Origin of the sequence: Ornithinimicrobium flavum, from assembly GCF_004526345.1 — a bacterium.
Classification (GTDB): domain Bacteria; phylum Actinomycetota; class Actinomycetes; order Actinomycetales; family Dermatophilaceae; genus Ornithinicoccus; species Ornithinicoccus flavus.
This window is the reverse complement of sequence record NZ_CP038213.1, coordinates 58,237-78,751: the sequence shown is the minus strand read 5'-3', so window position 1 is coordinate 78,751 and position 20,515 is coordinate 58,237. Positions and strand designations below refer to the sequence as shown.

At 74.1% G+C, this 20,515-nt stretch carries 19 protein-coding genes and 1 pseudogene; 13 read left to right on the top strand and 7 right to left on the bottom strand.

Features of this window, described 5'->3' with window-relative positions; all coding sequences use genetic code 11:
* The first annotated feature begins 454 nt into the window (after window positions 1-454).
* Window positions 455-2,200 (top strand): ABC transporter ATP-binding protein, encoded by a 1,746-nt coding sequence (locus E3Z34_RS00395; protein ID WP_134772007.1) that lies wholly within the window; start codon window positions 455-457, stop codon window positions 2,198-2,200.
* On the top strand, window positions 2,200-4,227 hold the full coding sequence (locus E3Z34_RS00390) for an ABC transporter ATP-binding protein (protein WP_134772006.1): 2,028 nt from the start codon (window positions 2,200-2,202) through the stop codon (window positions 4,225-4,227). Before E3Z34_RS00395 ends, E3Z34_RS00390 begins: the two co-directional genes overlap by 1 nt.
* 54 nt (window positions 4,228-4,281) lie before the next feature.
* Here E3Z34_RS00390 and E3Z34_RS00385 read toward each other — a convergent pair whose 3' ends face one another.
* Complete coding sequence (locus E3Z34_RS00385; RefSeq protein ID WP_158288551.1) at window positions 4,282-5,085, bottom strand: class I SAM-dependent methyltransferase; 804 nt, start codon at window positions 5,083-5,085, stop codon at window positions 4,282-4,284.
* Between the two features lie 118 nt (window positions 5,086-5,203).
* Here E3Z34_RS00385 and E3Z34_RS00380 point away from each other — a divergent pair, with 118 nt between their 5' ends.
* Window positions 5,204-6,535 carry an HNH endonuclease signature motif containing protein gene (locus tag E3Z34_RS00380; protein WP_158288550.1) on the top strand — a complete coding sequence of 444 codons (1,332 nt, stop codon included), beginning with the start codon at window positions 5,204-5,206 and terminating at the stop codon, window positions 6,533-6,535.
* Window positions 6,536-6,667: 132 nt separating this feature from the next.
* On the opposite strand, the gene E3Z34_RS00375 is transcribed toward E3Z34_RS00380, so the two are convergent.
* A complete protein-coding gene (locus E3Z34_RS00375) occupies window positions 6,668-7,597 on the bottom strand; it encodes an aminoglycoside phosphotransferase family protein (protein ID WP_134772003.1) in 930 nt (309 codons plus the stop codon).
* Window positions 7,598-7,676: 79 nt separating this feature from the next.
* A complete protein-coding gene (locus tag E3Z34_RS00370; RefSeq protein WP_134772002.1) occupies window positions 7,677-8,024 on the bottom strand; it encodes a hypothetical protein in 348 nt (115 codons plus the stop codon).
* Window positions 8,025-8,232: 208 nt separating this feature from the next.
* On the opposite strand from E3Z34_RS00370, the gene E3Z34_RS00365 reads away from it, so the two are divergent.
* Window positions 8,233-8,844 carry a TetR/AcrR family transcriptional regulator gene (locus tag E3Z34_RS00365; protein WP_134772001.1) on the top strand — a complete coding sequence of 204 codons (612 nt, stop codon included), beginning with the start codon at window positions 8,233-8,235 and terminating at the stop codon, window positions 8,842-8,844.
* Between the two features lie 213 nt (window positions 8,845-9,057).
* Here E3Z34_RS00365 and E3Z34_RS00360 read toward each other — a convergent pair whose 3' ends face one another.
* From E3Z34_RS00360 to E3Z34_RS00350, 3 genes are read right to left on the bottom strand one after another with little or no spacing between them, the layout of a single operon-like run.
* Window positions 9,058-10,200 carry an ABC transporter permease gene (locus E3Z34_RS00360; RefSeq protein ID WP_134772000.1) on the bottom strand — a complete coding sequence of 381 codons (1,143 nt, stop codon included), beginning with the start codon at window positions 10,198-10,200 and terminating at the stop codon, window positions 9,058-9,060.
* The gene (locus E3Z34_RS00355; RefSeq protein WP_134771999.1) at window positions 10,197-11,375 is read right to left on the bottom strand and encodes an ABC transporter permease; all 1,179 of its coding nucleotides are present in this window, start codon (window positions 11,373-11,375) and stop codon (window positions 10,197-10,199) included. The genes E3Z34_RS00360 and E3Z34_RS00355 overlap by 4 nt, the downstream gene beginning before the upstream one ends.
* Window position 11,376: 1 nt before the next feature.
* Window positions 11,377-12,321, bottom strand: coding sequence for an ABC transporter ATP-binding protein (locus E3Z34_RS00350; protein WP_134771998.1), 945 nt, complete (start codon window positions 12,319-12,321; stop codon window positions 11,377-11,379).
* Window positions 12,322-12,418: 97 nt separating this feature from the next.
* Between E3Z34_RS00350 and E3Z34_RS00345 the strand changes: the two genes are divergently transcribed.
* From E3Z34_RS00345 to E3Z34_RS00310, 8 genes and pseudogenes are all read left to right on the top strand, one after another.
* Window positions 12,419-13,201 carry a methyltransferase domain-containing protein gene (locus E3Z34_RS00345; protein ID WP_134771997.1) on the top strand — a complete coding sequence of 261 codons (783 nt, stop codon included), beginning with the start codon at window positions 12,419-12,421 and terminating at the stop codon, window positions 13,199-13,201.
* A complete protein-coding gene (locus E3Z34_RS00340) occupies window positions 13,198-14,946 on the top strand; it encodes an FAD-dependent oxidoreductase (RefSeq protein ID WP_134771996.1) in 1,749 nt (582 codons plus the stop codon). Before E3Z34_RS00345 ends, E3Z34_RS00340 begins: the two co-directional genes overlap by 4 nt.
* The gene (locus E3Z34_RS00335; RefSeq protein ID WP_134771995.1) at window positions 14,943-16,247 is read left to right on the top strand and encodes a cytochrome P450; all 1,305 of its coding nucleotides are present in this window, start codon (window positions 14,943-14,945) and stop codon (window positions 16,245-16,247) included. The genes E3Z34_RS00340 and E3Z34_RS00335 overlap by 4 nt, the downstream gene beginning before the upstream one ends.
* The gene (locus tag E3Z34_RS00330; protein ID WP_134771994.1) at window positions 16,244-16,510 is read left to right on the top strand and encodes a DUF2867 domain-containing protein; all 267 of its coding nucleotides are present in this window, start codon (window positions 16,244-16,246) and stop codon (window positions 16,508-16,510) included. The genes E3Z34_RS00335 and E3Z34_RS00330 overlap by 4 nt, the downstream gene beginning before the upstream one ends.
* A gap of 49 nt (window positions 16,511-16,559) precedes the next feature.
* Entirely contained in the window at window positions 16,560-16,745 is a 186-nt protein-coding gene (locus E3Z34_RS00325) for a DUF2867 domain-containing protein (RefSeq protein ID WP_134771993.1), read from the top strand.
* Window positions 16,742-17,842: a hypothetical protein gene (locus E3Z34_RS00320; protein ID WP_238695271.1), complete on the top strand. Its 1,101-nt coding sequence runs from the start codon at window positions 16,742-16,744 to the stop codon at window positions 17,840-17,842. Before E3Z34_RS00325 ends, E3Z34_RS00320 begins: the two co-directional genes overlap by 4 nt.
* Window positions 17,839-18,344 (top strand): annotated as a pseudogene (locus E3Z34_RS18385) (PIG-L deacetylase family protein); the annotation flags it as partial. The gene E3Z34_RS00320 and the pseudogene E3Z34_RS18385, both read left to right, overlap by 4 nt.
* Before the next feature lie 84 nt (window positions 18,345-18,428).
* Window positions 18,429-19,253: an SAM-dependent methyltransferase gene (locus tag E3Z34_RS00310; protein WP_338043819.1), complete on the top strand. Its 825-nt coding sequence runs from the start codon at window positions 18,429-18,431 to the stop codon at window positions 19,251-19,253.
* 20 nt (window positions 19,254-19,273) lie between these two features.
* Here E3Z34_RS00310 and E3Z34_RS00305 read toward each other — a convergent pair whose 3' ends face one another.
* A complete protein-coding gene (locus E3Z34_RS00305; RefSeq protein WP_134771991.1) occupies window positions 19,274-20,104 on the bottom strand; it encodes a hypothetical protein in 831 nt (276 codons plus the stop codon).
* Window positions 20,105-20,163: 59 nt separating this feature from the next.
* Between E3Z34_RS00305 and fdxA the strand changes: the two genes are divergently transcribed.
* A complete protein-coding gene (gene fdxA / locus E3Z34_RS00300; protein WP_134771990.1) occupies window positions 20,164-20,511 on the top strand; it encodes a ferredoxin in 348 nt (115 codons plus the stop codon).
* Window positions 20,512-20,515: the final 4 nt, after the last annotated feature.

Sequence of the window (20,515 nt, the reverse complement as noted above, 5' to 3'; positions counted from 1 at the left end):
CTGGACGAAGTAGCTGTTCGGGACGAAGTCGGCACCGGTCAGGGTGCCGTCATGAATCTTGCTCTCGGGGGCCGGTGATCCCGGCGCGACGTAGGCGTCGTCGTCGGCGGTGGCGGCGAGCGGGGCCAGCATGGCCCCGGTCAGCGCCACGACGGCGACACCGGAGAGAGCACGTCGTGGGGAGGGTCCCCCAGGCGTACGTGAACCCATCGAATCCATCTCCTTTGATGAAGGGCGCACCCGGGACGGCGCACCACCCCGACCCTAGGCTGGACGGCCCCTGGAAGCACCGGGCCTACATCACGATCCGATCACGATCTGATCACGCTCCTATCACGTATCCCACCCTCAAGGGTGAACGGACGCCCCACATCTCCCGTCCGTCACACCCACCCCATACCACCGTGGGCCAACACCGTTCCCGTCTCCCTGGTCGGCGGAGCACAATGGGCGGGTGCTGACCCGACTGCTGCGCCGCCAGCTGCGGCCCTACACCGGGCTCATCGTGGGGGTGCTGGTGCTCCAGCTCGTCGCGACGATCGCCTCCCTGTGGCTGCCCACCCTCAACGCCGACATCATCGACGACGGCATCGCCCGCGGCGACACCGCGACGATCTGGCGGCTGGGCGGGGTCATGCTCGCCGTCAGCGCCGTCCAGGCGGTCGCCCAGGTGGGCGCGACGTGGGCGGCGGCCCGGACCGCCATGTCGGTGGGTCGCGACCTGCGGGTCCGGGTCTTCGACCGGGTCCTCAGCTTCTCCTCGCGCGAGCTGGGGCAGTTCGGCGCGGCGACCCTCATCACCCGCAACACCAACGACGTGCAGCAGATCCAGCAGATGACCTTCATGGCGCTCGTCATGCTCGTGGCCGCACCGATCACCGGGGTGGGCGGCGTCTACATGGCGATGCGCCAGGACGTCGGGCTCTGGCCGCTCATCGCCGTGGCGGTCGGCGTGCTGCTCCTCGCCATCGGCCTGGTCATCTGGCGGATGGTGCCGCTCTTCCGCGCGCAGCAGAAGCAGCTCGACGCGGTCAACCGCATCCTGCGCGAGCAGATCAGCGGCGTGCGGGTCGTGCGCGCCTTCACCCGCGAGCGCGAGGAGACCGAGCGCTTCCGGCGGACCAACACCGAGCTCACCGGCATCGGCCTCAAGGTCGGTGACCTCATGGCGCTGATGTTCCCGATCGTCATGCTGGTGATGAACCTCTCCAGCGTCGGCGTCATCTGGTTCGGCGCCCAGCGGGTCGAGGCCGGGCAGATGGAGGTCGGTGCGCTCACCGCCTACATCAGCTACCTCATCCAGATCCTCATGTCGATCATGATGGCGACGATGGTGGCGACGATGATCCCGCGGGCGTCCGTCTCGGCCGAGCGGATCGGCGCCGTCCTGGAGACCGACTCCACCGTGGTCACGCCCGAGCACCCCGTCCGGCCCGACGCCGACCACGTCGTGGGGACCGTCGACCTGGAGGCCGTCGACTTCACCTACCCCGGGGCCGAGGCGCCCGTCCTGCACGACATCTCGCTGCGCGCCCGGCCGGGCACGACCACGGCGATCGTCGGCGGCACCGGCTCGGGCAAGACCACGCTGCTGCGCCTCATACCCCGGCTCGCCGACGTCACCGGGGGGACGGTGCGCGTCGACGGGATCGACGTGCGCGACCTCGCCCCGCGCGACCTGTGGTCCCGGGTGGCCATCGTGCCCCAGCGGCCCTACCTCTTCTCCGGCACCGTCGCCTCCAACCTGCGCTTCGGCAACCCCGATGCCACCGACGACGAGCTGTGGGAGGCGCTGCGGGTCGCCCAGGCGGAGGACTTCGTCAGCCGGTATGCCGACGGCCTCGAGCACCCGATCGCCCAGGGCGGCACCAATGTCTCCGGCGGGCAGCGGCAGCGGCTGTGCATCGCCCGGGCCCTCGTCGCCCGGCCCGACATCTACCTCTTCGACGACTCCTTCTCCGCGCTCGACGTCTCGACCGACGCGCGGCTGCGGGCGGCGCTGCGGCCGGTGACCCGCGCGGCCACGGTCATCGTCGTCGCCCAGCGGGTCAGCACCGTCGTCGACGCCGACCAGATCGTCGTGCTCGACGAGGGGCGGGTGGTCGGCCTCGGCACCCACGACGAGCTGATGGCGGGCAACGAGACCTACGCCGAGATCGCCCGGTCCCAGGAGTTCGCGGCCGCGGGGGAGGTGGCCTGATGAGCGAGCGCGACACCGCGGACGAGCGGGAGCACGAGGCCCCCCGCCCCGTGCCCGTGCGCGGCCCCCGCCCCGGCGGTCACGGCAGCTTCGGCGTCCCCGTGGAGAAGCCCAGCGACTTCAAGGCGTCGGCGCGGCGCCTCTTCGGCCGGCTCGCGCCATACCGGATGCTCGTCGGCCTGTCCGTCCTGCTGACGATCGGCGCCGTCCTGCTGTCGACCCTCGGCCCGCGGGTGCTCGGCCGGGCCACCGACTACGTCTTCGCCGGCCTGCTCGGCAACCGGCTCGGCGACACCTTCCCGGCCGGGACGCCCCCCGAGGACGTGGCGGCCATCCTGCGCTCGCAGGGGCAGGACACCTTCGCCGACATGATCGAGGGGACACCCCACCTCGTCATCGGCCAGGGGGTGGACACCGGCGCGGTCGGGCGCACGATCGCGCTGGTCATCGCCCTGTATGCCGTCGGCGCCCTGCTCATGTGGATCTCCACCCGCCTGGTCAACCGGATCTCGATGTGGACGGTGCGCGACCTGCGCTCGGACGCCGAGGACCAGCTGCACCGGCTGCCGCTGTCCTACTTCGACCGGCAGCCGCGCGGCGAGACCCTCTCCCGCGTCACCAACGACCTGGACAACCTGCAGCAGACCCTGCAGCAGACCTTCGGTCAGCTGCTCAACGCGCTGGTCACCGTCATCGCGATCCTGGGCATGATGCTGTGGATCAGCCCGGTGCTGACGATCATCGCGGTGCTCACCATCCCCGTCTCGGTGGTGGTGACGCTGCTCATCGCCTCGCGGAGCCAGAAGCTCTTCAAGGCGCAGTGGGCGCACACCGGCACCCTCAACGGGCAGATCGAGGAGGCCTTCACCGGCCACGAGCTGGTCACCGTCTTCGGCCGGCGCGAGGAGGTCGGGGCGCGCATGCGGGAGACCAACGAGCAGCTCTTCGACGTGACCTGGCGCGCGCAGTTCATGAGCGGCGTGATCATGCCGGCGATGTTCCTCATCGGGAACCTCGGCTACGTGCTCGTGGCGGTCGTCGGGGGGCTGCGGGTGGCGACCGGCACGCTGTCGCTGGGCGACGTGCAGGCCTTCATCCAGTACTCCCGCCAGTTCACCCAGCCCGTCACCCAGGTCGCCTCGATGGCCAACCTGCTGCAGTCGGGCGTGGCCTCGGCCGAGCGGGTCTTCGAGCTGCTCGACGCCGAGCAGCAGCGGCCGGACCCGGAGGGGGTCGAGACCGCCGGCCGGGACGGCGGCCCGGGGCGGATCGCCTTCGAGGACGTCAGCTTCTCCTACGGCGAGGAGCCGCTCATCGAGGACCTGTCGCTGGTCGCCGAGCCGGGGCAGACGGTCGCCATCGTGGGGCCCACGGGGGCGGGGAAGACGACGCTGGTCAACCTCATCCTGCGCTTCTACGAGCTGGACGGCGGGCGGATCACGCTGGACGGGCGGGACATCACGACGATGACCCGCGAGGACCTGCGCTCCCGGGTCGGGATGGTGCTGCAGGACACCTGGCTCTTCGAGGGCACGATCGCGGAGAACATCGCCTACGGCCGGCCGGGTGCGACCGCGGAAGAGGTGCAGGCGGCGGCCGAGGCGGCCTACGTCGACCGCTTCGTCCAGCACCTGCCCGAGGGCTACGACACCGTGCTCGACGACGAGGGGTCGACCGTGTCGGTCGGTGAGCGTCAGCTCATCACCATCGCCCGCGCCTTCGTCTCCCAGCCCTCCCTGCTCATCCTCGACGAGGCGACCTCCTCGGTCGACACCCGCACCGAGCTGCTGGTGCAGGAGGCGATGGCGCGGCTGCGGGCCGACCGGACCTCCTTCGTCATCGCCCACCGGCTCTCCACGATCCGCGACGCCGACCTCATCCTCGTCATGGAGTCGGGGCGGATCGTCGAGCAGGGCACCCACGAGGAGTTGCTCGCGCAGGACGGGGCCTACGCCCGGCTGCACGCCTCGCAGTTCAGCGGGGCGGCGGTCAGCCTAGAGGAGCCGGACGGGCAGCCGGTCGGCTGACGACCGGTATGGCGTGGCCCGCCGGGAGGCGGCCCTGCACCGGTGAGCGGTGCGTCATACCCGGGCGAGGACGCCGTAGAACTGGCCGAGCCGGCGGAACGGGTCGCGGCGGGAGAGTGCCAGCTCGAGGCGTTCCCAGCTCGCGTAGAAGTCCGGGTCGTGCTTGGGGTCGTTGTCCAGGAGCAGGTCGCCGACGATCCGGCCGCCGACGACCTCGACCACCTGCGCACCCAGGTCGGTGAGCACCTGCTCGACGCGCGGGAGGGGGATCTTGCGGACCTGCGTGCCGAACGTGAGGGTGGGCGCCTCGGACCGGTCGATCTCCGCGAGCGCCTCCTCGGGGCCGTCGCGCAGGAACGCGGTGAGTACGCGGTGGTCGGGGTTGGGCAGGACGACGGAGATCAGGCCGCCGGGCCGGACCGTGGCGACGAGGCGGGCCAGGTCGGCGTCCTCGTCGGGGCGGTACTGCAGCACGTAGTGGCAGAGCACGGCGTCCACCGGTCCGAGGTCGGGGAGGTCGGCGGGGTCGGGGAGGTCAGCGGGTTCCCGGGCAGTGGTGAGGTCGTGCAGGTCGTCGAGGCCACCGAGACGGGTCCGGAGCCCGCGTGCTCGCGCGTCCGCCAGCAGCTCGGGTGCGGGGTCGAGCACCGTCACGTCGTGCCCGAGGCGGGCCAGGGGCAGCGCGTCCAGGCCGTCTGCGCCACCCAAGTCCAGCACCCGGAGCCGGGGCGCGCCCGCGGTGGCGTCGCCGAGGTGGTCGGCGAGGACCTGCCGGACCAAGGCATACCGGATGCGGCTCCAGGGGGTGGCGGCGTAGGAGCGCCAGTCGTCGCGGTGCTCGTCGAAGCCGGAGGTCACCCCCACAGTGTGGCCCGCCGACCCACCTGCCCTCGTGGCCGACCCCTCCGGTGTCGAGCGGTGCCCACGACGGCGTGTCACGGAGGGTCTGTCGGTCATGTTTCGTACACTTGTTCGCATGAAGGGGACGTGGGGCGGTGACATCCTGAGGCTCGGGGCAGCGGAGCTCGCCGAGGGAGGGCTGCCCGCGGCACGGACCCCCGGTGAGGTGGTGACCTCGCGCCTGCGCGGCGCCGGGCGTGACGCGATGATCGCCGAGACCGCGGTGCGCGGGGTGGCGCTGCTGCAGGACACCCAGGTCGCGGACGGCTTCGACCAGGTCGGGCACGTCGGCGCGACGCTGATGCGCACCCGGGTGCGGCTGGCGTGCGAGGCGGCCCAGCGCGGGTTGCACCTGGGCAGCGGCTTCGGGCTGGTCGACTGGCTCGCGATGCGCTGCCCGGACCTGGACGGCCCGGCGGTGCGGGACCTGGCGAAGGTGGCCTCGGCCGGCAGTGAGCCGGTCCACGCGGCCGTGGTCGGGGCGGTCCTCGAGCGGGGCCTGGGCCTGGCGCGGGCGGCTCGGCTGCTCCGGTCGCTGCAGCGCGTGCGGGGAGCGATCACGACCGAGCTGTATGCCGATCTGGTGACGACGCTGGTCGACGCCGCGTGCGACGACGGGGTCGACGACGCGGCGCTGGGGCGCACGCTGACGGAGATGGTGCGGCGCTGCCTGCGGGAGAAGGACCACGACGAGGCCAACAAGGCCCGCCGCTCGCTGCGTGACCTGCACGAGTCCAGCCTCGCCGACGGGTCGGTGAAGCGGATCATCATGACCTTCGGCGACGACGGTGACTACGAGGCCGTCCGGGCCATCCTGACCTCCCCGCTGGCCGCTCCCGCCTCCCAGGAGGAGCAGGAGGCCACCGGCGTGGTCGACACCCGGACCCCGGGGCAGCGCCGCTACGACGCCTTCCTCACCGTGCTGCGGCGGGGCGTGGCCGGCACCAAGGGCGAGCCGACCACGTCCAAGGCCGCGCTCGTCGTCTCGCTGGACTTCGAGGTGCTCCGGCGCATGCTGTCGGAGACCACGACGCAGGCCGGGTGCGGCAGCACCCTCGACGGCGCCACCGTGACCGCGGAGACGATCCGTCGGCTGGCCTGCGAGGCCGACCTCATCCCGGTGGTGCTGGGGAGCGAGGGCGAGGTCCTCGACCAGGGCCGGGCCAAGCGCCTGGTGACCCCCGGGCAGCGGATCCAGCTGGCGAGGCGCGACCAGTGCTGCACCATCCCTGGATGCTCCGTACCCGCGACCTGGTGCGACGCCCATCACGTCGTGTGGTGGTCCCGGGGCGGGAAGTCCGACGTGTCCAACTACGCGCTCCTCTGTCCCCGGCACCACACGTGGGTCCATGACAACGACCTCACCGCGACCGTGACCGCCTTCGGCGTCACCTGGCACCTCCGATGACCGCGCCCCGCACCCGGCCCTCACGGGCCGGGACAGAGGCCTGCCGTGAAGGGTGTCCGCCGCCCGGGGGCGGGCTCGCCCCTGGGCACCCTCACCTGCGGGGCAACCTCACCGTCGAGCCTCCACGGCCGCTCAGCACAGCCGGACGCCGACCTCTGCCGCCACGGCCTCCACCATCCGGGTGAGACGCGCGGTCCGCGCCGGCATGACGTCGCGGTAGCCGGCGATCGTGCGCAGCCCCGGGCCGACGAAGGCCCACGCCCGCGCCCGGGTCCACGTCGCCTCGTCGGCCCCCGCCTCGACCCGGAGCTGCTCGCGAGCCGGCGCCTCCAGGAGGCTCCACGCGTACAGGAGGTCGACCGACCTGTCGCCGACGCCCGTCCCCCCGAAGTCGATGACCCCCGCCAGACGCCCGTCGGCGTGGGTCAGGACGTTCTCCGCCGACACGTCGGTGTGCACGAGGCACGGCGGTCCGGTGGCGGGCGGCACGTCGCGCAGCCGCCGCCACGCCTCACGCACCGCCGCCTCGTCGAAGACGTCGGTGAGAGCTGCCGCAGCGTGCTCCGCCCACGCGTCGATGGTGTCAGTGACCGGCTCCCCGCACCGGTAGCCCCACGACGCAGCCCCGGCGGGGGCTCCATACGTGTCGAGCTCGTGCAGGCTCCTCAGGAAGCGCCCGAGGGTCCGGGCGAGCCGGCCCTGCTGATTCGGATCGAGCTGTCGGGGAGGGTCCCCGGTCACCCACGAGACGACGGTCCACGGGCGCGGGAAGTGTTCCGTGGGTTCTCCGACGGCGACGACCCGGGGTATGACGACCGGCAGCCGGTCAGAGAGGTGGGGGAGCCAGCGCACCTCGTTCAGGAGGTCCGGGACGTTCCCGTCGGACCGCGGCAGCCGGACGGCCAGCTCGTCGCCCAGGCGGTAGACCCAGGTGCTGCTGCCGGAGGTCGGGGTCGGGCGGACCGGGAGGTGCGCCCACCGGGGTGCCTGCGCGCGGAGGAGCTGGGCGACGACCGCAGGGTCCGGGCCGGTCTCCCGCGGCACCCCGGGGGCGGAGGTCACGGCACCCGGCTTCGCGCGTCTCCTCGGGTGAGCCCGGTGAGCCCGGTGAGCCCGGAGCAGCCGGGTCGACCGCCGGCCGTCACCAGAAGACGGCGATGGCGATGTTGATCAGCGCGAGCCCGCCGACCGCGTGGGCCATGCCCACCGGGACCGAGGCGCCCCGCTTGACGGCCCGGCGACCGAGGAAGGCGGCGACGAGGACGCCGATGAGGACCACGAGCTTGATCCCGATCTTGACTTGGTTCACCTCCGCGTCGTCCATCTCCAGCAGGCCCACCAGGAGCAGACCCGTCACGAGCTGCACCCACGCCCCGACGTGCTGCCAGAACCCGACGGTGGGCGTGCGGAAGGTCATGAGCCACCCGCCGACGAGGGCTGCGGCGCCGACGATGTGCAGGAAGACGAGGAACGAGTACACGAAGGTCATGGGCTCCACAGTAGTTTCCCGACACTGTGTCGGTAAAATCCGTGCGCGGCACCGAGCCGACGCGGATCCGCATACCGCGCCGGTCGGCGGCCCCGTCGCCCCGGGACCGGCGGAGGCTGCTCGTCGTAGGCTGATCGCGCGGGCCCCCCGGCCCGCAGGCATCGCCCGGCACGAGGCAGGGTGCGGACGGGACCGGGAGGAGGGACTCGTGCCCCGGATCACCGAGGCCACGGTGGCTGAACATCACAGCGCCCGCGAGCGCCAGCTGCTGGACGCCGCCCACACGATCCTGCTCGAGACCGGACGAGCCCCGACCATGGCGCAGGTCGCGGCGCGGGCGGGGTTGGCCCGCTCCAGCGTGTACCAGTACTTCGCCTCGACGCCGGTGCTCCTCCAGGCCATGGTCCGGGACATCTACCCCCGGTGGACGGCGCACGTCGCCGAGGTGATGGACGCCGCCCCGACCGACGCCGACCGGGTGCTCGCCTACGCCGTCGCCAGCGTCGAGCTGGTCGCGCGCGGAGCCCACGCGGTGGCCGGGGCGCTCGTCAGCGTCATCCCGACCGACGACCCGGGGGAGCAGGCGGCGCGCATGCACCAGGAGGTCCAGGAGCCGCTGGTCCGCACACTGGAGACCCTGGGCGTCGAGTCGCCGCGGGAGGTGTCCGAGCTGGTGAACGGTGTCGTCCACGCCGCCACCCGGCTGCTCGAGTCCGGCACGGACCTCCCGGCCGTCCTCGCCCAGCTGGCTGTCGTGCTCGGACCGCTGGTGAGCGAGCTCGGCGGAAGTGGCGACCTGGCCTTCCGGGGGGAGGCATGAGCGCGGACGGCCCGCGGCGCGGCGGCGCCACGCCGCGCCGCACCCCCGACCGGACGCGCATTCTGGTCAGACCGGACGCGCGTTCGTGACAGTTATCCACAGCCACCTGGGGAAACCGTCAGGAACCCGCGTCCGGTGTGGCAGGAACGGACGTCCGGTCTGGCAGGAATCCGCGTCCGGTCTGGCAGGAACGCGCGTCCGGTTGCAGGGGGGTCAGATGGCGCGCGCCAGGCTGCGGCGCAGCGCGACGGTGCCCACGGCGAGGACGACGAGCGCCATCGCGGCGAGCACGCCCAGCTGGGGGAGGACGTCGAGCAGGCCGCCGTCGCGCCGCTGGATCTCGGCGAGGGCCTGGTAGGCCCAGGCGTGGGGGGTCACGTTGGCGACGGCGCGCATCGTGTCGGGGAAGAACTCCAGCGGGACCATGCACCCGCCGAGCGCGGCGAGGATCAGACCCGCCCCGACGGCGATGCCGCTGGCCGGGCCCTCGGCGTCCAGCAGGACCCCGATGAGCAGCGCCAGCCCGGCGGAGATGAGGCCGAAGACCGCGAGCACGACGACCACCGCGCCAAGGTCGCCCCAGTCCACCCCGAAGAGCAGGCTGCTCGCCCCGATGATGTAGACCCCCTGGAAGAGCGCGATGACGAAACGCCCCAGCGCCAGCCCGGTCACCGTCTGCGCGCTGGTCACCGGCGCCCCCATGACCCGCCGCATCGCGCCGGACCGGCGGGCCTTGATGGTCGACGCGGCCGCGGTCATGGTGTTGAGGAAGACGAAGAGCAGCAGCTGCCCGCCGGCGCCGAGGTCGAAGCGCCCCATCGAGGCCAGCTCGGCCCGCACCGGGTCACCGTCGCTGACGACGACCTGCGCGTCGGTCCACCCCTCGGGCCCCGCGGACGCCACCCGCTCGGCCTCGACCGGGTCGACCCCTGCCTCCTCCAGCGCGGCGGCGTGCTCGTGCGCGAGGACGACCTGCTCGGCGGCGGTCCGCACGACCGGCTCGAGCAGCGGGCTGGGCTCGGCGCCGACGGCCACGAGCTCCAGGGTCACCGGCTCGCCCTCGGCGCCGCCGGCGACGACGCCGAGGTCGAAGGACCCCTCCGCGACCCCGTCGTCCACCGCGTCGCGGTCCGGGTATGTCGTCACCTCCACCCCCGCCGCCTCCAGCCGGTCGGCGAGCTGGCCGAGGGTCGGCTCCTCACCGGTCACGGCCACGCGGCCCTGGCCGCCGCCGCCGGACTGCAGCCCGAGGACCCCGACCAGGACCAGCGGGAGGACGAAGACGAAGAAGAGGTTGAACCGGTCGGCCAGGAAGCGCTTGAGCTCCAGTTCGACGAGGGCGAGGACAGGTCTCACAGCGCGTCCTTCCGGCCGGGCAGGATCCGCGCCAGCAGCAGGACGACGACGGTGAAGCCGGCCAGCACGAGCAGGACGGGCGCCAGGTCGACCAGGCCGCCGCCGCCGGAGGTGATGCCGAGACCGCGGCCGAGCGCGGCGACCGGGTTGACCGAGAGCAGCTGCCCGACCCAGCCCTCGGTCGGCACCCGGAAGAAGGTGCCACCCCCCACGCCGAGCGAGATCGCGATGACCGACATCGCCAGGCTCGCCTGCTCCGAGGTGCGCGCCACCCGCAGGATGAGCGCCATGACGGAGGTCGCCGCCGTGACGGTGGCGACGACGAGGACCAGAACGACCGCCCAGTTGCCGAAGTCCACCCCCTCGAAGAGCAGCTGACCCGACACGAGCAGCACCGTCGTCGAGATGACCCCGAGCACGATCCCCACGACCCCCTTGGACAGCGGCACCATCCACCGCGGCAGCGGCATCGTCCGCAGGCGCGGCAGCGTCCCCCACTCCCGCTCGGTGAGCAGGGTGAGCACGGCGAAGCCCACGGTGAAGAAGAGGAACATCCCGGCCTGGCCGGCCACGATGCCCGCCCCCAGGGACAGCTGCTCGCCGGAGACCCCGCTCACCTGCGTCGGCACGTCGGTCGGGGCGGACCGCACGCGCTCGACCAGGGCGCCGAGCTCCTGCTCGCCCAGACCCGCGTCCGCCCCGCCCGCGATCGTCGCCGCGTCGGTGTCGAGCCGCGCCAGCGTCGAGCCGACGATCCCCACCACGACGTGGCCGGTGATGCCGGCGTCGGCCCCCTGGCTCACCTCGACCTGCGCCCCCTCGCCGGCGGCCAGCGCGTCCTCGAACCCCTCCGGCACGACCACGCCGACCCCCACCTCCCCGGAGTCGACCAGGCCGGCCACCTCCTCGGCCGGCACGCGCCGCACGGTGATGGGCACGTCCCCGCCCTGCGCCATCCCCTCGAGCACGTCCCCGACCGCCTGCCCCGCCCGGTCGCCCTCCGGGGCCGACAGGGCCACCGTCTCGGGCTCCAGCTCCAGGTCCCCGACGCCGGAGAAGGCCATCATGAAGACGAAGGACAGCGCCATCGGGATGACGACCGCGAAGAGCACCACCGACTTGTCCGTCGCGTGCTGGCGCAGGTCGCGCAGCACCAGGGTGAGGAACGCGCGCACCTCAGTCCCTCAACGCCTTGCCGGTGAGGTGGAGGAAGACCGACTCGAGGTCCGGGCGCTGGATCTGGACGTCCGCGAGCGTCATACCGGCCCCAGCCGCGGCGGTGACGATGCTGGTTACGGCCGTGGGTGCGCCGACGACCGACAGTCGCAGCCCGTGGTCGTCGTGGGCGGTGCGCTGCACGGCCGGGATCGCGCTCAGCGCCCGCTCCGCGGCCTCGAGGTCGCCGCGCCCCGAGAGGATCACCGTGTCGACCCCGCCGACGAGGGCGATGAGCTCCTCCTGGGTCCCCTCGGCCTGGATCGAGCCCGCGTCCATGATGGCGACGCGGTCGCACAGCCGCTCGGCCTCCTCCATGTAGTGGGTCGTGTAGAGGACCGCCATCCCCTCCCCGGTCAGCGCCTCCACCGACTCCAGGATGGCGTTGCGTGACTGGGGGTCGACCCCGACCGTCGGCTCGTCGAGGATGAGCAGGTCGGGCTGGTGCAGCAGGCCGACGGCGATGTTGAGACGCCGCTTCATGCCGCCGGAGAACGCCTTGCTCGGACCCTTGGCCCGGTCCGACAGCCCGACCACCTCAAGGACCTGCGCCACCCGGTCCCTGAGCGCGGCGCCGCCCATCCCCTGCAGTCGCCCGAAGAAGGTGAGGTTGTCGCGGGCGGACAGCTCGGGGTAGATCGCGAGGTCCTGCGGCACCAGCCCGAGGTGACGCTTGGCCCGGATCGGCTCGCCCGCCATCGGCACCCCCGACACGTGCACGGTGCCGCCGTCCGGGGTCAGCAGCCCGGCCATCATCGAGATCGCCGTGGTCTTGCCGGCGCCGTTCGGACCGATGAGCCCCACGGTCTCCCCGGGGTCGATCCGCAGGCTGACGTGGTCGACCGCGGTCAGGGCCCCGAAGCGCCGCACCAGGTCGACCGCCTCCAGGACCGGGGTGCTCGTCATACGCCCACCGTATGGGGTGCCCCCCGCCGCCGTGGGGACCGGCCAGGGTGCCGGATCTCACGTCGGTCGGGGCCGTCCCAGAACGTAGGGTGAGGGCGTGTCACGTGACTCCTCCGCCGCCGCCGACCCCACCGACGGGCACGGCGTCCAGCTCGCCGACGAGTTCGACCGGGCCTCCGACCGCTACGACCTGCTGACCAGGCTGAACCCCGGCTACCACCGGGCGCTGCGCACCGCCGCGCGCGCCCTGGTGGAGCGGCTGCCGCAGACCCCGCCGGAGGCCCGGGTTCTGTGGGACCTCGGCTGCGGCTCGGGCCTGTCCACCCGTGCCCTGCTGGACGCTGCCGGGGAGGGGGCCCGGATCGTCGGGCTGGACGCCTCGGCCGGGATGCTCCGCCAGGCCCGCGCCAAGACCTGGCCGGCCGGCGTCAGCTTCGTGCAGGCCTTCGCCCAGGCCCTGCCCGACGTGGCCCGCGAGCAGGTGGGAGGACCTGCTGACGGCGCGTTCGCGGCATACCTGCTGCGCAACGTCCCCCCGGAGCAGCGGGACGAGGTGGTCGCCGCGATCCACGACCAGGTGCGCCCCGGCGGCTGGGTCGCGCTGCAGGACTACCACGTCAAGGACGACCGGGTCGCCTCGGCCGTGTGGACGGCCGTCTGCTGGGGGGTCGTCACCCCGCTGTCGTTCGTCGTGCGCGGCAACCCGGCGATCTACCGCTACCTGTGGCGCAGCGTCCTCGACAACGACAGCACCGCCGAGCTGCAGGCGCGGCTGGAGCGCGCGGGCTTCACCGACATCAGCTGGCGGACCGGCACGGGGTGGCAGCGCGGCATCCTTCACACCGTCCTGGCCCGCCGACCCGAGAAGGACCTGACATGAGCCGACCCGTCCCTCCCGGCCGCGACCGCGGCGCCGTCCTGCACCCGGCGGCACCCGGGGCCGACCGTGCCACGGGCGAGCAGCACGTCGTGGTCGTCGGCGGCGGCATCGCCGGCCTGGCGGCCGCGACGATCCTCGCCGAGCGGGGCGTGCGGGTGACCCTGCTCGAGGCCTGCGACCAGCTGGGCGGCCGGGTCCGCGCGTGGCCCCTGGCCGACACCGACGGCGCCCCGGGCGCGGCCTCCGACGCCGCGCAGGACACGGTCGACGGGACTCCCGCCCGCACGATGAGCCGCGGCTTCCACGCCTTCTTCCGGCAGTACTACACGCTGCGCGCCCTGCTCCGCCGCGCCGACCCGGACCTGGACCACCTCGTCCCCGTGCCCGACTACCCCCTGCGCCGCGGCGACGGCCTGACCGACAGCTTCGCCGCGCTGCCGCTGACCCCGCCGGCCAACCTCGCGGCCTTCGTCGTCCGCAGCCCCACCTTCCCGCTGGCGAAGCTGCCGACGGTCCACCTGCCCAGCGCGATCGAGCTCATCTCGGTGTCCTACCCCGAGAGCCACGAGGCCTACGACGGGGAGTCCGCTCAGGCCTTCCTGGACCGGCTGCGCTTCCCCGAGGGTGCCCGCCACCTCGCGCTGGAGGTCTTCGCCCGCTCCTTCTTCGCGCACCCGACTGACTTCGGCGCCGGCGAGCTGGTCGGCATGTTCCACAGCTACTTCGCCGGGTCGTCCGAGGGGCTGCTCTTCGACGTCCCCGACGACGACTACGACACCGCGCTGTGGGCCCCGCTGGGCCGCTACCTCACCGGGCTCGGCGTCGACGTGCGCACCGGCACCCGGGTGGAGGCGCTCGCCCGCGACGAGGACGGGGTATGGCGCGTCCGCGCCTCTCATGAGGAGCTCACCGCCGACGCCGTGGTCGTCGCGACCGACCCGCGGGTGACACGCGAGCTGCTGGCGGGGCTGGCGGGGAGCGCCGTCGACACCGAGAGCGGGTGGGACGCCGAGGTGGCGATGGACGACGCGGAGCGACGTCTCTGGCACGAGCGGGTCGCCGCCGGCCGCAACGCGCCGCCCTTCGCGGTGCTGCGGCTGTGGCTCGACGGCACGGTCGCGCCCGAGCGGGAGGCGTTCCTCGGGACCAGCGGCTACGACCTGCTGGACAACGTCACCGTGCTGGAGCGCTTCGAGCAGGGCGCGGCCGACTGGTCCGCCGCCCACGGTGGCTCGGTCGTGGAGCTGCACGCGTACGCCGCCGACCCGCAGCGTGACCCCGACCTGGCCGAGGACGGGGCGTGCGGCCTGGACCTCGCGCGGGTGCGCCGCCGGCTCCTGGACGCCCTCCACGAGGTCTACCCCGAGACCCGCGGGCTCGAGGCGGTCCACGAGGAGCTGCTCGTCGAGGACGACTGCGGACTGGTCGGCACCGGGCCGTGGCGGGACCGGCTGACGGTGGACACCCCATACCCCGGGCTCGTGCTGGCCGGCGACGGCCTGCGCGTCGACTGGCCGATCGCCCTCATGGAGCGGGCCAGTGTGACCGGGGTGCTCGCCGCCAACCACCTGCTGCAGGGCTGGGGCGTGCGCGGCGAGGACATCTGGACCGTGCCCCTGCAGGGTGTGCTCAAGCGCCGCCCCGACCTCTCCGGGGCCGGAGCGGCGGCGGGAGCCGCCCTCACCCGGGCTGGTCGTGCAGCCGGCGCGGTGGTGCGACGGCTCCCGGTCCCCGGGCGGCGATGACCTCCCGACGACGGGCCGTGCGCCCGGGTGAGCCGACCGCTCCCCGGGTCGAGCGGCAGGGGGCCGACGGCAGCCGCGGCGTGAGCACGGTGTGGCGGATCCGCTCGCTGGAGACCGCCCGTCAGGTGCTGCGGGCCCGGCACGCGACGACGCAGGCCGGCTTCACCGCGGAGGCGATCCCCAAGGGACGTCTCAAGCACCACCCGATCCTCGTCTCCGACGGGCCGCTGCACGACGAGCAGCGCAGCAAGGTGGCGCGGTTCTTCGCCCCCGTCGTCGTGGCCCGCTACGTCCCCCGGATGGAGGAGTGCGCGGAGCGGCTGATCGCGCAGGTGCGGGGGCGGGACCGGTTCGCGCTCGACGAGCTGGCGCTGCTCTACACCGTGGAGGTGACCGCGGAGGTCGTCGGGCTCACCGCCTCCCCGGTGCCGAGGATGTCCAAGCGTCTCGTCAGCTTCTTCCGCCAGCCGCCCTTCGACATCACCCGGCGCGACCTGGGGCGCACCGGCCGGCAGTGGGCGCAGGCCGCCGTCAACGGGCTCCTGCCGGTGGGACGCTTCTACCTCGCCGACGTCCGCCCGGCCATCCGCGAGCGCCGGCGCACCCCGCGCGAGGACATCATCAGCCACCTTCTCGCCGAGGGCTACACCGACGTCGACATCCTCGTGGAGTGTGTGACCTACGGGACGGCCGGCATGGTGACGACCCGCGAGTTCGTGACCATGGCGGCCTGGCACCTGCTGCAGGACGAGCCGCTGCGCGAGCGCTACATCGTCGCCGGCCAGGAGGAGCGCTTCGCCATCCTGCACGAGATCATCCGCCTCGAACCCGTCGTGGGGCACCTCTACCGGCGGGCCGTGGAGCCGATCGAGATCACCGACGGCCCGCAGTCGTGGACGATCGACGAGGGCGACCTCGTGGACCTGTGCATCCGCCCCGCCAACGCCGACCCGCACGTGGCGGGTGAGGACGGCCTCGACCTCTGCCCCGGCCGCGAGCTGCCGCGCGGGGTCAACGCCGCAGGCCTGAGCTTCGGCGACGGGGCGCACAAGTGCCCCGGTCAGCCGCTGGCGATCCTGGAGTCCGACGTGCTGCTCACCCGGCTCCTGGCGCACGCGCCCCGGATCGTCCGGGAGCCCGAGGTGGGCTGGGACGACCTCATCGAGGGGTACACCCTGCGCGGGCTGGAGCTGGAGCTGGGTGGCGAGCCGGGGCTGGCTGGGGAGCCGGCCCGGGACGGTGAGCCGGACCGGTCCGGCGAGTCCGGGCTGGGCGGGGAGCCGGCGACCGGGTCGCCATGAGGGTCCTTCCCGGCCCCGACGGCGCCTTCCGCGAGCGGCGGGCGCGCACCGTCGAGGCCCCGGCCGAGGTCGCGTGGACCTGCGTCGCCGACCTGGGCGGCGAGCCCGGCTGGTATGCCGTCGACGCCGCCTGGCGGCTGCGTGGCGTGCTCGACCGGGCCCTCGGCGGCCCGGGCAACCGGGGCGACCGGACCGCGCGCTGCGCGCCGGTGACCCGGTCGACGGGTGGCGGGTCGAGGCCGTCGACCCCGGCCGCAGCCTGACGCTCGTCTCCGAGCACCGGATGCCCGGCACGGCCCCCTCACCCACGAGGTGCTGCCGCTGCCGGCCGGGTCACGGCTGGTCCAGCGGCTGGAGTTCCGGCCCCGCGGGTGGCCCGGGCGCGTGATGTGGTGGGTCGAGCTGCCGGGCCACACCGCCGTGATGAGCGCGATGCTGTCGAGCATGGCGCGGGAGGCCGAGCGTCGCGCCCGTGCGGACGGCACGATAGGCCCGTGATCGGTCTCGACCCCTGGTCCCCGCAGGCTCCCGACGACCGCGGTCTGCCCGCCCTGCTCGAGTCCGCCCGCGCCGCCGCCGGGGATCCCGTGGCCGCGCTGGCCCTCGCGGACCGCGCGGCCGAGGTCCTCCCGCTCCCCGGCACCGGCCGCACCGCCGAGCTGTGGCGGGGGCTGGCCGAGCTGGCCGCGGTCGACCTCACCGTCGCCCGCGCCCTGGAGCCGCACCTGGACGCCGTCGCGATCCTCGCCCAGGCCGCCGACGACGGGTATGCCGTCCCCCCGCCCACCGGGACCTGGGGCGTCTACGCGGCCGAGGGTCCGGGGGCCCGGCTGGACGCGCGCCCCGCCGACGAGGCACCAGCCGGGAACGACGAGCGAGCCGAGGACCAGGCGCGACCCGGCGACCGCACCCTCCTGCTCTCCGGCCGCAAGCCCTGGTGCTCGCTCGCCGAGCACGTCGACTCCGCGCTCGTGACCGCCTGGGTCGACGCCGGGCGCCGCGTCCTGGTCGCGGTCGACCTGTCCGCGCCGGGCGTCGCGCGGGTCGAGGAGCCCTGGGTCGCCCGAGGTCTGCCCCGGGTCCGCTCCACCAGCCTCGACCTGACCGACGTGCCGGGGGTGCCGGTGGGCGAGCCGGGCTGGTACCTCACCCGTCCCGGCTTCGCCTGGGGCGGCCTGGGCGTCGCCGCCTGCTGGCTCGGCGGGGCCGTCGGCCTGGCCCGGCGGATGCGGCAGGCGACCACCGGGCGGGAGCCGGACCAGATCGGTCTGTCGCTGCTGGGGCGGGCGGACCTCGCCCTGACGGCCGCCGGCGCCGTGCTCACCGACGCGGCCGCCGCCGTGGACGCCGGTCTGGTGCAGGGGGAGCACGCCTGGCCCCGCTGCGTCCGCGTCCGATCGGTGGTCCACGACGCCTGCGAGACGGTGCTCACCGCCGCCCTCCACGCGCTCGGCCCCGGCCCGCTGGCCGGCGAGGAGGAGCACGCCGCCCGGGTCGCCGACCTGCAGCTCTACCTGCGCCAGCACAAGGCCGAGCGGGACGCCGCGCTCGTGGGCCGGGCGGTGGCCGACGGTATGCCGGTGGCCTGGGCGTGAGCGGACGGCGCGCGCAGACCCCCGGCGACCCCCGGTCGGAGACCGCCGGGGGCGAGCCGGTCCGGGACGCCCCCGGCGCCTCCGGGCTGACCCCCTCGGGCGACCCCCCGACCGACGAGACGAGGTGGGCCGAGGACCCGCGGTGGCGCGACGTCATACCCCTCGACCTGTCCGGGACCACCCACCTGGTCGTGGTTGCCGCGCACCCCGACGACGAGACCCTGGGCCTGGGCGGGCTGCTCGCCGGGCTGCCCGCGGACGTGGCTCTCGACGTGGTGGTCGCCACCGACGGCCAGGCCTCCCACCCCACTCGACGACGCACACGCCCGCCGACCTGGCCCGCGTCCGTCGCGCCGAGGCCCGTGAGGTCGTCGCCGGTCTCGCCCCGCACGCCCGGCTGCACCTGCTCGGGCTGACCGACGGAGGTCTGGCGGCAGAGCAGGACGACCTCACGGCCGCGCTGGTGCGGCTCGTGCGGCCGGGGGAGAGCGTGCTCCTGGCGCCCTACCGCGCCGACGGACACCCCGACCACGAGGCCGCCGCCCGCGCGGCCGCCGCGGCGGCGTGGCGGACGGACGCCGGGCTGATGGAGTACCCGGTCTGGCTCTGGCATTGGGACGGCCCGGACGCCCTGCCGTGGGCCCGCGCGCGCCGGATCGACCTCACCCCGGAGGCGCGGGAGCGCAAGGCGCGGGCGGTCGTGGGCCACCGGTCGCAGGTCGAGCCGCTCTCCGACCGGCCCGGGGACGAGGTCCTGCTGCGGCCAGACATGCTCGCCCACTTCGCCCGGCCGTGGGAGACGGTGCTGGTCGCCGAGCCGGGGGACGGCGACCCGTTCGACGAGCTGCACGCCCGCGAGGAGGATCCGTGGGACGTGCGGACGAGCTGGTACGAGCGCCGCAAGCGCGCCCTCACCCTCGCCGTCCTGCCGCACGAGAGGTATGCCGTCGGCCTCGAGGTCGGCTGCTCGGTCGGCGCGCTCGCCGAGGACCTGCTCGGACGGTGCGACGCCGTCGTGGCGGTGGACGGGTCCGTGGCGGCCCTGGAACGGGTCGCGGGGGCGGAGGGGTTGCGCACGGCGCACGCCTCGCTGCCGGAGGACTGGGCGCGGCTCGAGGAGGAGCTCGGGGACGGGCCGGTGGAGCTCGCGGTGCTCTCGGAGGTGGGCTACTTCCTGTCGCCCCGCCGGCTGGCCGAGCTCGCCGACCGGGTGGGGGCGCTGGTCGCCGAGACGGAGACGGCCACCGTGCTGGCCTGCCACTGGCGGCACGAGATCGTCGGCTGGCCGCTCACGGGTGACCAGGTGCACGCGATCGTCGGGGACCGCCTGGCTGCCCACGGCCTGGAGCGCCGCAGCCACCTCGTCGAGGAGGACGTCGTGCTCACGGTGTGGGCAGTGCCGGACCGCTGACGCCGGGCCGCTGACGCCGGTCAGTCGGCGAAGCGCTGCTCCACCGACCCGCCCAGGACGTCCGCACCGGTGCGGGTGCGGGAACCGTCGACGAGGACGAGGGGACCGGGACGGCCGAGGTCGACCCAGCGCCGCTGCCACCGGCCCAGGAGGTGGTAGGCCGCGTCGGAGAGGGGCTCACGGGCGGGGGACACGACATACCCCCACTCGCGGCGGGGGTCGCCGGTGCAGGGCGCGAGGTCGTCGACGAGGACTCGCGGCAGGAGCCGGCGCAGCACCTCCGGATCGCCCACGTCCAGGCCGTCCTGCCAGTACGCCCGCAGGAGCAGGTCCAGCACCTGGGGGCCGCGGCCGAGGGTGACCGCCTCGGCGTAGGCCGCCGCCACCGGACGCGGGTGCGGCAGCACGGCGGGGACGTCGTCGGGGATGTCCTCGCCGTCGAGCGCCAGGTCGCGCACCGCCGCCAGCTCCTCGCGCAGCCGCTCGCGGTCGGGGCCACCGGTCCGCAGTCCGCTCCGGGGCAGGGTCGTCGCGGCCTCGACCGCCCACCACACGGGGCCGACGGTCGGGTCCTGCTCGTCGTCCTCGCCGCCCTCGAGACGCAGGTGCGCCAGATAGGCCCACGGGGAGGTGAGGTCGGCCAGCATCACGCAGGCGTCCGCGCCGGCGACGACCTGGAAGGCCGGGGCCGGGTCGAAGGACCCGAGGTGCCCGTGCGCTGCGGCATTGGGGCCGAGGAGCCCGGGGAGGCCAGGGTCGCCCGGTGGCCGCAGCGGCGGCATCGGGACCCGCGGCATCGTGTTGTGCCGCCGGTGGAACAGGTGCGGGAGCCAGGTCTGGGTCATGGTCATGATCTAGTTTCTACAGTAGGATTCGTAAAAAAGATAGACCCCGACCCGAGGAGACCGTCATGACCTACGTCATCGCCCAGCCCTGCATCGACGTCGTCGACCGCGCCTGCGTCGAGGAGTGCCCGGTCGACTGCATCTACGAGGGGGAGCGCGCGCTCTACATCCACCCCGACGAGTGCGTGGACTGCGGCGCCTGCGAGCCGGTCTGCCCGGTGGAGGCGATCTACTACGAGGACGACCTCCCGGCGGAGTTCACGCCCTACCTGAAGGACAACGCGGACTTCTTCCTCGAGACGCTGCCCGGGCGGGACGAGCCCCTGGGGTCACCGGGCGGGGCCGCCGGGGCGGGGCCTCTCGGCGTCGACACGCCGCTCGTGGCCGGGGCCCCGCCTCAGGAGCGAGGCTGAACGG